This window comes from Cellulomonas sp. NEAU-ZC6 (assembly GCF_056844425.1).
The window spans coordinates 91,208-105,058 of the sequence record NZ_JBXFYH010000001.1; the positions used below are offsets into that span (position 1 = coordinate 91,208).

General features: G+C 75.0%; 11 protein-coding genes. 7 read left to right on the top strand and 4 right to left on the bottom strand.

All coding sequences use genetic code 11. The annotated features are described in order from the left end of the window. The first annotated feature begins 120 nt into the window (after window positions 1-120). From AC1050_RS00410 to AC1050_RS00430, 5 genes are read left to right on the top strand one after another with little or no spacing between them, the layout of a single operon-like run. Entirely contained in the window at window positions 121-1,644 is a 1,524-nt protein-coding gene (locus tag AC1050_RS00410; RefSeq protein WP_482385412.1) for a sugar ABC transporter ATP-binding protein, read from the top strand. Further along, window positions 1,641-2,669, top strand: coding sequence for an ABC transporter permease (locus AC1050_RS00415; protein ID WP_482385413.1), 1,029 nt, complete (start codon window positions 1,641-1,643; stop codon window positions 2,667-2,669). Before AC1050_RS00410 ends, AC1050_RS00415 begins: the two co-directional genes overlap by 4 nt. Continuing rightward, entirely contained in the window at window positions 2,669-3,706 is a 1,038-nt protein-coding gene (locus AC1050_RS00420) for an ABC transporter permease (protein ID WP_482385414.1), read from the top strand. Before AC1050_RS00415 ends, AC1050_RS00420 begins: the two co-directional genes overlap by 1 nt. A 34-nt stretch (window positions 3,707-3,740) precedes the next feature. Then, the gene (gene rhaS, locus AC1050_RS00425) at window positions 3,741-4,778 is read left to right on the top strand and encodes a rhamnose ABC transporter substrate-binding protein (RefSeq protein ID WP_482385415.1); all 1,038 of its coding nucleotides are present in this window, start codon (window positions 3,741-3,743) and stop codon (window positions 4,776-4,778) included. A gap of 15 nt (window positions 4,779-4,793) precedes the next feature. Further along, window positions 4,794-5,564 carry an L-rhamnose mutarotase gene (locus AC1050_RS00430; RefSeq protein ID WP_482385416.1) on the top strand — a complete coding sequence of 257 codons (771 nt, stop codon included), beginning with the start codon at window positions 4,794-4,796 and terminating at the stop codon, window positions 5,562-5,564. 10 nt (window positions 5,565-5,574) lie between these two features. Here AC1050_RS00430 and AC1050_RS00435 read toward each other — a convergent pair whose 3' ends face one another. Continuing rightward, window positions 5,575-7,896, bottom strand: a complete 2,322-nt coding sequence (locus tag AC1050_RS00435; protein WP_482385417.1) for a glycoside hydrolase family 65 protein — start codon at window positions 7,894-7,896, stop codon at window positions 5,575-5,577. Between the two features lie 108 nt (window positions 7,897-8,004). Here AC1050_RS00435 and AC1050_RS00440 point away from each other — a divergent pair, with 108 nt between their 5' ends. Both AC1050_RS00440 and AC1050_RS00445 read left to right on the top strand, forming a co-directional pair. Further along, a complete protein-coding gene (locus AC1050_RS00440) occupies window positions 8,005-8,208 on the top strand; it encodes a hypothetical protein (protein ID WP_482385418.1) in 204 nt (67 codons plus the stop codon). Beyond that, window positions 8,205-8,531 carry a type II toxin-antitoxin system PemK/MazF family toxin gene (locus AC1050_RS00445; protein WP_482385419.1) on the top strand — a complete coding sequence of 109 codons (327 nt, stop codon included), beginning with the start codon at window positions 8,205-8,207 and terminating at the stop codon, window positions 8,529-8,531. The genes AC1050_RS00440 and AC1050_RS00445 overlap by 4 nt, the downstream gene beginning before the upstream one ends. A gap of 18 nt (window positions 8,532-8,549) precedes the next feature. Here the strand turns inward: AC1050_RS00445 and AC1050_RS00450 are convergent, their stop codons facing one another. The 3 genes from AC1050_RS00450 to AC1050_RS00460 all read right to left on the bottom strand — a co-directional run bounded on the left by AC1050_RS00450 (window position 8,550) and on the right by AC1050_RS00460 (window position 13,792). Further along, a complete protein-coding gene (locus AC1050_RS00450; protein ID WP_482385420.1) occupies window positions 8,550-11,603 on the bottom strand; it encodes a DEAD/DEAH box helicase in 3,054 nt (1,017 codons plus the stop codon). 129 nt (window positions 11,604-11,732) lie between these two features. Continuing rightward, the gene (locus tag AC1050_RS00455) at window positions 11,733-12,170 is read right to left on the bottom strand and encodes a PTS mannitol transporter subunit IIA (RefSeq protein ID WP_482385421.1); all 438 of its coding nucleotides are present in this window, start codon (window positions 12,168-12,170) and stop codon (window positions 11,733-11,735) included. After that, window positions 12,167-13,792: a PTS mannitol transporter subunit IIBC gene (locus tag AC1050_RS00460; RefSeq protein ID WP_482385422.1), complete on the bottom strand. Its 1,626-nt coding sequence runs from the start codon at window positions 13,790-13,792 to the stop codon at window positions 12,167-12,169. Before AC1050_RS00460 ends, AC1050_RS00455 begins: the two co-directional genes overlap by 4 nt. Window positions 13,793-13,851: the final 59 nt, after the last annotated feature.

Sequence of the window (13,851 nt, forward strand, 5' to 3'; positions counted from 1 at the left end):
GGCCGGTCCCGCGTCGTTGACGCCGCGGAGAGACCGGGCCTAAGGTGCTGCCACAGCAGGCTTGAATCGTTTTAGCGCCGGACCTCCCGACAGCGTCGTCGACAAGGAACCGCCTCCGCCATGCCAGCAGCCGCCGTTCCCGCACCCGCCCTCGAGCTCGTGGACGTCCGCAAGGCGTTCGGGCCCGTGGTCGCCCTGCGGTCCGCCTCGCTGCGGGTCGACCCGGGATCCGTCCACGCGCTCGTGGGCGAGAACGGCGCGGGCAAGTCCACGCTCGTGAAGATCCTGTCCGGGCTGTACCAGCGCGACGGCGGGACCGTCCGGCTGCACGGGGCCGAGGTCGACTTCGGCTCGACGGCCGAGTCCCGGGCGGCGGGCATCGCGGTGATCTACCAGGAGCCCACGCTGTTCCCGGACCTCAGCGTCATGGAGAACATCTTCATGGGCCGGCAGCCGCTGCGCGCCGGCCGGCGGGTGGACCGCGCGGCCATGCGGGAGCGCAGCGCCGCCCTGTTCGCCCGGCTCGGGGTCGACCTGGACCCGTTGCGACCGGCCGAGGGGCTGTCGATCGCCGACCAGCAGGTCATCGAGATCGCCAAGGCGCTCTCCCTCGACGCCAGCGTGCTGGTGATGGACGAGCCGACCGCCGCGCTGTCGGGCGTGGAGGTGCGCCGGCTGTTCCAGGTGGTCCGGAGCCTGCGGGACGAGGGCCGGGCGCTGGTGTTCATCTCGCACCGGTTCGACGAGGTGTTCGAGCTGTGCGACACGGTGACGGTGCTGCGGGACGGCGAGTACGTGGCCACCGCACGGACGGCCGAGACGTCGGTCGGCGCCGTCGTCACGCAGATGGTCGGCCGGACGGTGGACGACCTGTACCCCAAGACCGTGGCCCCCGTGGGCGACGTGGTGCTGGAGGTCGACGGGCTGACCCGGGCCGGGGTGTTCCGCGACGTGTCGTTCACGGTGCGCGCGGGGGAGGTCGTCGCGCTGGCCGGCCTGGTCGGGGCGGGGCGCAGCGAGATCGCCCGGGCGGTGTTCGGCGTCGACGCCTACGAGTCCGGCAGCGTCCGCCTGGGCGGTGCGGCCGTCCCGCCCGCGGACCCGGGCGCCGCCGTGCGGGCGGGGATGGCGCTGGTGCCGGAGGACCGGCGGCAGCAGGGGCTGGTGACCGGGTCGACCGTCGCGCGGAACGTCACCGCGGTGATCCGGTCGCGGATCGCCCGCGGCGGGCTGCTCACCACGGCGCGCGAGACCCGCGCCGCGCAGCCGTGGGCCACCCGGCTCGAGGTGAAGACCCGCGCCCTCGACATGCACGGCAGCACCATGAGCGGCGGCAACCAGCAGAAGGTGGTCATCGCCAAGTGGCTCGCCACCGAGCCGGTCCTGCTGATCGTCGACGAGCCCACCCGCGGGATCGACGTCGGGACCAAGGCGGAGGTGCACCGGCTGCTGTCCGAGCTGGCCGGGCGCGGCATGGCGATCCTGATGATCTCGTCCGAGCTGCCCGAGGTGCTCGGCATGGCCGACCGCGTCCTGGTCGTGGCCGAGGGGCGGGTCACCGCCGACCTGCCGCGCGCCGACGCCACGCCGGAGGCCGTGATGCACGCCGCCACCGCCACCACCACCCTGGAGCGCCAGCCGTGACCGAGCAGCTCCTCGCACCCAGCCGGTTGTCGCCGGCGCGGCGCGCCGTGCGCACGGTGCTGCGCTCGCGCGAGCTGGCGATCGCCGTCGTCCTGGTGCTGGTGGTGGCCGCCGCCACCATCCGCACGGACGCGTTCCTGCTCAGCGCGAACAGCTGGCGCGACCTGCTGCTGACGCCGTCGATCCTGGTCCTGCTCGCGATCGGGCAGGCGGTCGTGATCATCACCCGGAACGTCGACCTGTCCGTGGGGTCGGTCCTCGCGCTCTGCGCCTACCTGGTCGGCCGGCTGTTCATCGCGGTGCCGGACCTGCCCGTCGTGGTCGCGTTCCTCGCGGGCCTGGCCGCGGGCGCGGTGCTCGGTCTGGTCAACGGGCTGCTCGTCGCGCTCGCGCGGGTGCCCGCGCTCGTGATCACGCTCGGGACGCTGTACATCTACCGCGGCGTCGTCCTGACCTGGGCCGGCAGCGACCGGGTGAACGCCTCCGACCTGCCGCGCGGGTTCCTCGCCCTGGGCACCCGCTCGGTGCTCGGGGTCCCGGTGCTGACGACGGTCGCCGCGGTGGTGCTCGTCGTCGTCGGGTACTACCTGCACACGGCACGCGGCGGGCGCGAGCTCTACGCGATCGGGTCCGAGCCCGACGCCGCGGTGCTGCTCGGGCTGCCGGTCCGCCGCCGCGTCGTCGGCGCGTTCGTGCTGTCCGGGGCGCTGGCGGGGCTCGGCGGTGTCCTGTTCGCCGCGCGCTACGGCACGATCGGCTCCGGTGCCGGGCTCGGGCTCGAGCTGCAGGCCGTGGCCGCCGCGGTGATCGGGGGCGTCGCGATCTTCGGCGGCAGCGGCACCGTCTGGGGGGCCGCGATCGGGGCCGTCCTGCTGGTCACCATCAACCGCGCGCTGCCGGTCCTCGGCATCCCGGACTTCTGGCAGCAGGCCGTGGTCGGCCTGCTGATCCTCGGGGCGATCGTGCTCGACCGCGTGCTCGCGGTGCGCACCGCCCGCAGGCTCGTCCGGGCGCGGGAGGCGTGATGGCCGGCACCTACCCCGCGCACGCGCGGCCGCTGTGGCAGCGGGTCCTGCTCACCCGGGAGGCGGCGGTGGTGGGGCTGCTGGTGCTGGTGGTGCTGTACGCCGCCGCGGCGGTGCCCGGCTTCAGCAGCCCGCTCACGCTGCCGTACCTGCTGCTCGACACCGCCCCGGTCCTGCTGATCGCGCTGCCGATGACGCTGGTCATCATCACCGGCGAGATCGACCTGTCGGTGGCCAGCGTCGTCGGGCTGAGCAGCGTCACCGTCGGCGTCCTGGTCGACGCGGGGCTGTCCGTGCCCGTCGCGGGCCTGGCGGCGCTCGCGGTCGGGGCGGTGTGCGGCGCCGTGAACGGCGCGCTGGTCGCGTACGGCGGCCTGCCGTCGCTCGCGGTGACGATCGGCACGCTCGCGCTGTACCGGGGGATCGCCGTGGGGCTGCTCGGCACCCGCGCGGTCACGGAGTTCCCGGACCGGTGGACCGACCTCGCCACCGCGCGGATCGGCGGCACCCAGCTGCCCCTGGTCGTGGTGCCGGTCGTGCTGCTCGGGGTGGCGTTCGTCGTGCTGCTGCACCTCACGTCGTTCGGGCGGGGCGTGTACGACATCGGGCTGAGCCCGGACGCCGCGCACTTCTCGGGCGTGTCCGTCGCGCGCACCAAGCTCGTGCTGTTCGTGCTGAGCGGGACGGTGTCGGCGTTCGCCGGCATCTTCTTCACGCTGCGGTACGGCAGCGCCCGCGGCGACAACGCCACCGGCCTGGAGCTGCAGGTGGTGGCGGCGGTGCTGCTCGGCGGCGTGTCGATCTTCGGCGGGCGCGGCGCGCTGCCCGGCGTGCTGGCGGGCGTCCTGCTGATCGGCGTCATCTCCAGCGCGCTGCGCCTGGAGAGCGTCACGGTGAACGTCATCAACATCATCATCGGCGCGCTGCTCGTGCTGTCCGTGATCTCCGGCAGCGTCGCCGGCTGGGTCGGGCGGCGGGTGCGCCGCCGTCCCGCACCGCCGCACCCGGACCGGCACGTCGAGGCGACGTCGGTCTGACCCGCGTGTTCCGCACCACCAGGGAGGAAGAACGATGAAGCTAACCACCAGGCGGCCGGCCGTGCTGGCCGCGATGACGCTCACCGCCGTGCTCGCCGTGGCCGGCTGCTCGTCGGGCGACGACGGCGGTTCCGGCGGCGAGGACACCGGCGGCGGGGGCGGCGACGTCTCGGTCGTGATGCTGCCGAAGAACCTCGGCAACGCGTACTTCGACACCAGCACCACGGGCGCCCAGGCGGCGACCGAGGAGTTCGGCGGCACGTTCTCCGAGGTCGGCCCGGACACCGGGTCGCCGGACGCGCAGGTGCCGTTCATCAACACCGCCGCGCAGCAGGGCACGTCCGCGCTGATCGTGTCGGCCAACGACCCGCAGGCGCTGTGCGACGCGCTGGGCGAGGCGCGGGACGCCGGCACCAAGGTCGTCACCTTCGACTCCGACACCGACCCGGAGTGCCGCGACCTGTTCGTCAACCAGGCCACCGCCGAGGGGATCGCGCAGGTCCAGGTCGACATGATCGCGGAGCAGATCGGCGACGCGGGGGAGATCGCGATCCTGTCCGCCAGCGCCAACGCCACCAACCAGAACGCGTGGATCGAGCTGATGGAGACCGAGCTGGCGAACCACCCGGACATCACCCTGGTCGACACGGTCTACGGCAACGACGACGACCAGACGTCGTTCGACAAGACCGCGGCGCTGCTGCAGCAGCACCCCGACCTCAAGGGGATCGTCTCGCCGACCACGGTCGGCATCGCCGCCGCGGCGCGGTACCTGTCGACCTCGGACGCCAAGGGGCGGGTCGCGCTCACCGGGCTCGGCACCCCCAACCAGATGCGCGAGTACGTCGAGGACGGCACCGTCACCGAGTTCGCGCTGTGGAACCCGGAGGACCTGGGCTACCTGTCGGCCTACGCGGCGCAGGCCCTGGTCGACGGCACGATCACCGGCGAGGAGGGCGACACGTTCGAGGCCGGCGAGCTCGGCGAGTACACGGTCGGGGCCGACGCGACCGTGCTGCTCGGCGACCCGTACCGGTTCAACGCGGACAACATCGGCGACTTCGACTTCTGAGGAGGGCCGACGACGGTGCCCCGCTACTGTTTCCTGTCCCGGGTCGACCCGCGGCACCTGGACGTCTACCGCGCCCGGCATGCCGCGGTCTGGCCGGAGATGCTCGCCGCGCTGCGCGACGCCGGCTGGCGGCGCTACTCGCTGTTCCTGACGGACACCGGGACGCTGGTCGGGTACTACGAGGCGGACGACAAGGACCTGGCGCAGGCGCGGATGGCCGCCACCGAGGTCAACGCGCGGTGGCAGGCCGAGATGGCGCGGCTGTTCGCCGGCGAGGGGGCGCCGGACGAGGCGTTCGCGTACGTGCCGGAGGTGTTCCACCTGGATGACCAGCTGCGCGCGGCGGGGCTGCCGACCGCCGCGCCGTCGGCGGCGCTGCTGCGTTCCGTCGACGCGGTGACCGTCCCGGTCCCGGACCTCGACGCGGGGATCGCCTGCTACGCCGCCGCGCTCGGGCACCGGCTGCTCTGGCGCGACGACGGCACCGGCCGGGCGGGTCTCGGCCTGCGGGACGGCGGCACGGAGCTGGTGCTCACCACCGGGCTCGGGTCCGAGCCGGACTGGCTGGTCGACGACGTGGACGCCGCGGCCCGGCGGTTCCGGGACGCGGGCGGCCGGCTGGTCGACGGCCCGCGGGACCTGCCGGTGGGTCGGGTCGCGGTGGTGGCGGACCCGTTCGGCAACCGGCTGGTGCTGGTTGAGCTGTCGCGCGGGCGGTACCTCACGGACCCGGACGGGCGCGTGACGGGGGTCTCGGGGTCGCCGCCCGCCGCGCCGTCCGGGTGAGGCGGACGGCTCAGGTCTCGTCGAACACCGGCTCCCGGCCCGGGGGCTGCGGCGGCGCCGGGTGCGCGGCCGCCGGGGGGACGGGGCGGTCCTGGACGGGCCGGTCCGTCGTGAGGTGCACCGGGTCGCCGTGGTGCGTGAGCCGGACCTCGGCACCCGCGACCAGGCGGTAGGTGACCGTGCCGGCGCGGACGTCGACCTGAGCGCGGTTGCCGCCCTGCAGCACGGTGAACGCCAGCCGGTCCAGCTGCCGGGGCAGCCGCGGCGCCAGGTGCAGCGCGCCGTGGTCGTGCCGGACGCCGCCGAGCCCCTGCACCAGGGCCGTCCACGCACCGGCGAGCGAGGCGACGTGCAGGCCCTCGGCGGTCGACGCGCGCAGGTCCGACAGGTCGATCAGCGCGCACTCGCGGGCGTAGGCGTAGGCCAGCTCCAGGTGCCCGACCTCGGCGGCGACCACGGCCTGCGCCGGCGCGGACAGCGAGGAGTCGCGCACGGTCATCGCCTCGTAGTACCCGAAGTCCCGGCGCTTCTGCTCGACGTCGAACCCGTCGCCCACCAGGTGCAGGGCGAGCACCAGGTCGGCCTGCTTCAGCACCTGCCGGCGGTACAGCTCGACGAACGGTACGTGGTCGTGCAGCGGGTACTGCGACGGGTCCGCCCCGGCGAAGTCCCAGTGCGCGTGCCGGGTGAACCCCTCGTGCTGCTCCGTCACCCCGAGGTCCTCGGCGAAGGGGACCATCATCCGGTCGGCCGCCCGTCGCCACGCGTCCCGCTCGGGGCCGGTGACACCGAGCCGGTCGGCGACGTCCGGGTGCCGCTCCGCCATCGCCGCGGCGCTGCGCAGGTTGGCCCGGGCCATGAGGTTGGTGAAGGCGTTGTTGTCCACGACCGCGGTGTACTCGTCGGGCCCGGTGACGCCGTCGATCCGGAAACCCTCGGGCGTGTGGTGCCCGCGACCCGCCCACAGCCGCGCCGTCTCGACGACCAGCTCGACGGCGATCTCCCGGGCGAACACCTCGTCACCCGTGACCGCGACGTGCCGGGCGGCGGCGTAGGCGATGTCGGCGTTGACGTGGAGCGCCGCGGTCCCGGCGGGCCAGTAGCCCGAGCACTCCCGGCCGCTGATCGTGCGCCACGGGAACGTCACCCCGGGCAGGCCGAGCTCGGCGGCGCGCTCGCGCGCCAGGGGCAGCGTCGCCGACCGCCAGGTCAGGTGGTCGGCGGCGGCGCCGGGCAGCACGTGGTCGAGCACCGGCAGCACGAACGCCTCGGAGTCCCAGAACGTGTGGCCCTCGTAGCCGATGCCCGCCAGGCCCTTCGCCCGGATGCCCGCTCCGCGGACCCGGGCCGAGGCCTGCACCACCTGGAACAGCGCGTACCGGATGGCCTGCTGCATCTCGTCGTCGCCGTCCACGACGACGTCGCCGCGGCCCCAGACCGCGGCGAGCTCGGTCTCGTGCTCGCGCACGAGCTGGTCCCAGCCCGCCGTGTCGGCCGCGTGCAGCACGGTGTCGGCGTGCGTGTGCAGCGCCTCGGCGTCGGTCCCCGCCGCGTAGACGGCGAGCACGACCACCTCGAGCCAGGCGCCCGCCGGCAGGTCGGCGACGAGCGTCGCCCCGTCGGGGCCGGTCCGCCAGACCGGCTCGACGCCCTCGGACGCGGTGACGTGGTGCCGCGTGCGGGCGACGAGCTCGCGGCCGGAGCGCACGGCGCGCTGGTGCACGGCCGAGCCCTCGGGGTCGTGCCGGCAGGACAGGGTCCGCACGCCCGGCTCGTCCTCCGTGCCGGGCGCGGGCTCGTCGCGGTGCCGGCAGCCGGGCACCGGGCGGGCGGCCAGGGTGACGTCGTCGTGCGCGCAGACCCGCCACCGGGTGAGGACGACCTCGCGGCGGACCAGCGACACGAGCCGGCGGCTCGTCACGGTCACCGAGCCGCCGGACGGCGCGGTCCAGCGCGACTCCCGGTCCAGGTGGCCGTGCCGCAGGTCGAGGGTCCGGTCGTGGGTGGTCAGTGTGCCGTGAGGCGTGTCGTCCGGGTGCCCCTCCAGCGGGTGCCCGTCGACGGACCAGCCGAGCGCCCACGCGTCCACGACGGGGAGCAGGCGCTCCTCGATCGTCGGGTCGCCGTACGCGCGCTCCGGGTAGACGTGGTCGAACTCCTCGTACAGCGCCGCGAGGAACGTGCCGGGGCCGGACCCCTCCGGGCGCTCGTCGGGGACGCCGCGCACCCCCACGTACCCGTTCGACAGGGTCAGGACGCTCGCGGCGGCCTCGGGGTGGTGCAGGTCGAGGCCCGACTCGAGGACGGTCCAGGGGGTGTCATGGTGCGGCACGGGAGTCACCTCATCACACGGAGGGCGCGCGGTCCTGTCGAGGCCCGCCGTTGAGGGGCGGGGCACGAGGCGTTGAACACCTGTGCAACACCGGCGTAAGGTGGTGCCATGGCGACGAAGACGATCGGGTTCCGGCCGACGCCGGACGACGAGCGCACGCTCGCCGCGGCAGCGGCGGAGGGTGAGAGCACCACGGAGACGATCCGCCGCGGGCTGCGGCTGATCGACCACGAGCGGTGGCTCGACCAGATGCGGCGGGACGCCGTCCGCCTCCGGGACGAGGACCTCAACGCCGAGCCGGACGCCTGGTGATCCGTGGCGCGGTGCACCGGGTGGACCTGGGAGCGCCTCGAGGTCACGAGCAGGGCGGCAGGCGGTACGCGCTCGTGCTGTCGCCGTCCGACCTGCCCTGGTCGGTCGCGACGGTCGCGCCCACGTCGACGAGCGCGCAGCCCGCGCTCTCCCGGCCGGAGGTCGAGATCCTCGGGCGCAGCACCCGGGTGCTCGTCGACCAGATCCTCACGGTCGACGTCGACCACCTCTCCGACGACCCCGTCGACTACCTCGGCCGGGACGCCATGGCGCAGGTGGACCACGCGCTCGCGCACTACCTCGGCCTGGTCCCGCCGGAGTGAGCCGGTGCGCGTCGAGCCTCAGTCCAGCAGCCCGCGCAGGTCGTCGGCCGTGAGCGCGGTGCCGAACAGGTCGCCGTCGTCCAGCACGGCGTCCACCAGCGCGGCCTTCCGCGCCTGCAGCGCGACGACCTTCTCCTCGATGGTCCCGGCCGCGATCAGGCGGTAGACCATGACCGGCCGGTCCTGCCCGATGCGGTGCGCGCGGTCGACCGCCTGCTGCTCGGCCGCGGGGTTCCACCACGGGTCCAGCAGGAACACGTAGTCGGCCTCGGTGAGGTTCAGCCCGACGCCGCCGGCCTTGAGGCTGATGAGGAAGACCGCGGCGTCGCCGCCGCGGAACCGCTCGACCACCTCGGCGCGGCGGGTGGTGGACCCGTCCAGGTAGACGTACGGGATGCCCGCGGCGTCGAGCCGGGCGGCGGCCCGCGCCAGGTACGAGGTGAACTGGCTGAACACCAGCGCCCGGTGGCCCTCGGCCGCGACGTCCTCGAGCTGCTCGACCAGGGCGTCGAGCTTGGCGGACGGGATGCCGGCGTGCGCGGGGTCGATCAGCGACGCGTCGAGCGCCAGCATCCGCAGCAGCGTCAGCGAGCGGTAGACGATGAACCGCTGCCGGTCCAGGTCCTCGATCAGGCCGAGCAGCTTCTGCCGCTCCCGCTGCAGGTACAGGTCGTAGACCTCGCGGTGCGCGGGCGCCAGCTCGACCGTGAGGGTCTGCTCCTGCTTCTCGGGCAGGTCCGCGGCGACCAGGTCCTTGGTGCGGCGCAGCAGGAACGGCCGGACCCGGCGACGCAGGTGCGCGACCCGCGCGGCCCGCAGCCGGCCGGTGGACTCCGGGACGTCGCCCGCCCCGGCGCCGTCGGTGATGCCCGCGTGCGCGTCCTCGATCGGCCGGACGTACTGCAGGCCGAACGTGGCGGCGGGCGGCAGCAGGCCGGGGGCGACGAGCGCGAGCAGCGCGTGCAGGTCGGTCAGGGAGTTCTCGACGGGGGTGCCGGTGAGCGCGAGCGCGAACGGCACCTCGAGGTCGCGGGCCGCGCGGTGCACCTGCGCGGCGGGGTTCTTGACCTGCTGCGCCTCGTCCAGCACCAGCCCGGCCCACGCCTGGGCCCGGTAGGCCGCGGCGTCCAGCCGCAGCAGCGCGTAGCTGGTGACCACGACGTCGGCGCCGTCCGCCTGCTCGGCGACGGTGCGGCCGCCGGCCGCCTCGGTGCCGGTCACCCGGCGCACGACCAGCCCGGGGGTGAACCGCGCGGCCTCGGCCACCCAGTTCGGCGTGACGGAGGTGGGCGCCACGACCAGGAACGGGCGGCGCGGCTCGTCGTCGGGGCGCTCCTCGACGACGTGCTGCAGCAGCGCGAGGCACTGCAGGGTCTTGCCGAGGCCCATGTCGTCGGCGAGCACCCCACCCAGCCGGTGCCGCCACAGGAACGCGAGCCAGTGGAAGCCCTCGGCCTGGTACGGACGGAGCTCGGCCCGCAGCCCGCGGGGGACCGGCACCGGGCGCGGGGCGTCGCCGGCCGCCTCGGCCAGCAGGTCCCGCCAGGCGTCGGGCGGCACGGCCTCGTCGGCGAGCTCGGCCAGGTCGGCCCAGAGCGCGGTCTGGTGCTTGCTGACCCGCAGCCCGGTCTCCCACTCGGCCAGCTCGCGCGCCTCCGCGACCAGCGCCGCCAGCGGCTCCAGGGCGGGGTGGTCGAGCGACAGGTAGGTGTGGTCGACCAGCCGCATCCGGCGCCTGCCCTTCGCCAGCGCCGCGAACAGCGGCCCGAACGGGACGGTGCGGCCGTCGATGGTCACGGTGACGCCGAGGTCGAACCAGTCGGTCTTCTCGCTCGGCTGCGCGGTGACGGTGAGCACCGGGGTGCCCTGCAGCAGGCGGTAGTCGGGCGCCGTCCCGACGGTGTCGACGCGGACGCCGGGCCGGGCGGCGACGCGGGGGAGCGCGGTGGTGACGAACTCCGCGGCGTCCGCGTCGCGCAGCGTGACGGGTGCGGGCAGCGCGGTGGGGTCCGCCGGGTCGGGCGCCGGCCAGCCGCCGGGCAGCAGGTCGCCGGGGACCAGGCGCCGCGGGTCCGGGGTCGGCCCGGAACGGGCGTGGCCGTCCCACCGCCAGGCCAGGTCGACCGCGTGCCCCGGCGCGTACCGGACGGTGAGCGCCAGCGTCGGCGGGGCCGGTGGCGGCAGCGGGACCGTGCCGTCGGCGCTGGCGACGTCCAGCCCGGCACGGAGGGCCGGCAGGTGCTCGCGGACGAAGGTCTCCGTGTCGGCGGCGGGGACGACCACGCCGGTGCGCAGCGCGTCCGCGACGGTGCGCGCGCCCGCGCCGTCGAGCAGCGCGAGCTGGTGCGGGCCGAGCGGCTCCGTGGTCGGGGCGAGCACCACCCGGCGCGGGTGCGCCGGGTCCACCACGTACAGGCCGTGGGTGCCGATGGCGTGCGCGTGCGCGACGGGGGCGGCCGCGCCGTCGAGCGTCAGGCTCGCGCTGACCCGCACCCCGTCCGCCGCGCGGGCGACGTCCAGGCCCAGCCACGCGGCGTCGGCGACCCGCACGTCCGCGCCGGCGCCCGACCCGACCAGCGGGATGCCGAGGTCGCGCGCCTGCCGCAGCAGGTCCCACAGCACCGGGTTCACGAACTCGTCCAGGTACACCCACGCGGCGTCGGCGCCCGGCAGCGGGGGACCGGCGGCGCGGTGCAGGGCGCCGACCTGGCAGAACCACCGGTGCTGGTCCGGGTCCAGGTCGAGCCGGGCCTGCATGTGCGGGATGTTCGTCCACGTGACGTTGCCCCGGGTCCAGCCCGAGTCCGACCGGACCACCGGCCGCGCGCCGAGCCGGACCGGGCCGCCGGGGTCGTCGCCGGGACGGCGGGCGGTCGCCGTCCGGGAGACGGGGCCGTTCCAGCGCTCCCGGGTGTGCGGGGTCAGCTCGCGCAGCTCCAGCTGCAGGGCGGCGCGGCGGTGCCGGGCGGGTGCCGCGGCCGACGCGGGCGCGTCGCCCCAGGCGAGCAGGCCGCCCAGCACCTGCTCCCACCCGGCGGGCGACGAGGCTCCGTCGGGGGTGGGGGCTGGCACGCGCCCGATCGTGCCACAGCCCGCGGACACGCCCGGCCGCGCCGGCTGAGCGGGGTGGAGCGCCGCAGGGCGGGACGCGCACCCGCACGGGGTGCGCCTCCCGCCCTGCGGCGCCGGCGTCGTCCGGGGTCAGGCCGGCTCCACCTCCGCGAGGACGCCCAGCAGCGCCTCGCGCGTCGTGGCCGCGAGGACCCGCTCGACGCGCTCGCCGTCCGTGAAGACCAGCGCGATCCGGGACAGCAGCGACAGGTGCTCGTCGCCGACGCCCGCGATGCCGACGACCACGCGGACGGGGTTGCCGTCCCAGTCGACCGGCTGCTCGTACCGCACCAGGCTGATCGCCGAGCGGCGGATCTCGCCCTTGGCCTCGTTGGTCCCGTGCGGGATGGCGAGGTGGCTGCCCATGTACGTGGAGATGGTGCGCTCGCGGTCGAGCATCGCGTCCACGTACTGCGGGTCCACGGCGCCCGAGGCCACCAGCAGGGCGCCGGCCTCCCGGATCGCCCCCTCCTTCGTGGTGGCCCGGCCCGCGGGGACGATCAGGTCCGCGTCCAGCAGGTCGGTCATGACGGGCTCCTCTCGGGGGTCTGCTGCTGCGCCTCGCGCACGACGTCGTCGTAGACGGGGCTGGACAGGAAGTTGTCGACCGACACGTGCCGCGCCGACGGGGCGCCGTGCCGGGCCCGGTCGGTCAGCTCGCGCTGGGTGATGACCAGGTCGACGTCGTCCTCGAGGTTCGCGACCGCCTTGTTGACCACGGTGATGTCCGGCCGGCCGGCCTTCTTGAGCTTGTCCCGCAGGATGCTGGCACCCATCGCGGACGACCCCATGCCGGCGTCGCACGCGAACACGATGGAGCGCAGCGGACGGACGTCGGCGGCCACCCCGTCGGTCGGGCCCGCGCCGTCGGTGGTGGCGGTGCCGGCGCCCACGGACGCGGACATCGCCCCGAGCGCCGAGGAGGACCTCCCCTTGTTCGCCTCGGTCTGCGCGATGGCGGCGGCCAGGTCCCCGCCGCCGGCGGCGAGGTCGCGCCTGCGGGACGCCCGCAGGATCACCGCGGCCACCAGGAAGGTCACGACGCACGCCAGCACCACGGAGAGGGTCACGCCCACGAACGAGTCGCGGGGAGTGGCGGCGTACACCGCGATGATCGACCCCGGCGCCGCCGGGCCGCGCAGGCCGCTGCCGAACACGACGTTGGTCGCGATGCCGGTCGCGCCGCCGAGGATCGCGGCGACGATCAGGGCCGGCTTCATCAGCACGAACGGGAAGTACACCTCGTGGATGCCGCCGAAGAACTGCACGACGGCGGCACCGGGGGCGGACGAGCGCGCCGCGCCGACACCGAAGACGGTGTAGGCCAGCAGGATGCCGAGGCCCGGACCGGGGTTGGACTCGACCAGGAACAGCAGCGACTTGCCCTGCTCGACGACCTCCTGCGCCCCGAGCGGCACCAGGACGCCGTTGCCGATGGCGTTGTTGAGGAACAGCACCTTGGCGGGCTCGACCACGACCGCCATAAGCGGCAGCAGGTGCGCGTCCGCCATCGTCGAGACCAGGCTGCCGAGCCACTCCGACACCTGCGTGATGATCGGCGCGAACCCGAAGAACGCCCCGACCGCCATGGCCGCGCCCAGGATGCCGGCGCTGAACATGTCGACGAGCATCTCGAAGCCCGGCCGGATCTTGCCGGCCCAGATCGAGTCGACCTTCTTGATCACCCAGGCGGACAGCGGTCCGACGATCATCGCGCCGAGGAACATCGGCACGGTGCTGCCGGTGATCATGCCGATGGCGACGATGGAGGCGACGACGCCGCCGCGCTCCTTGTAGATCATCCGGCCGCCGGCGTTGGCGATCAGGATCGGCAGCAGGTAGGTGACCATCGGGCCGACCAGGCCGACGTACTGCTGGAACGTCGTGCCGTCCTCGGCCAGGGCCAGCGCGGTCGCCGCGCCCTGCCAGCTGCCCGGGTCGTCGGCGTTGCCGAACCCGCCGAGGATGCCGTTCGGCAGCCAGCCGACGGCGATGAACAGCGAGGTGATCAGCCCCCAGGCGAGGAACGCCGGGAGGTTGGGCATGATCATCGCGGACAGGAACGCCCCGAACCGCTGGACGCGCACCTGGGCCTGCTTGCCCCGGGACGGGGCCGGCGTGCCGGCCGCTGCGGCTGTGGTCGCGGACACGCTCACACCCCCGACCGGGGGGTGTGCCGGGCGGGCCCGGCGGGCCGGGCGCTGCGGCC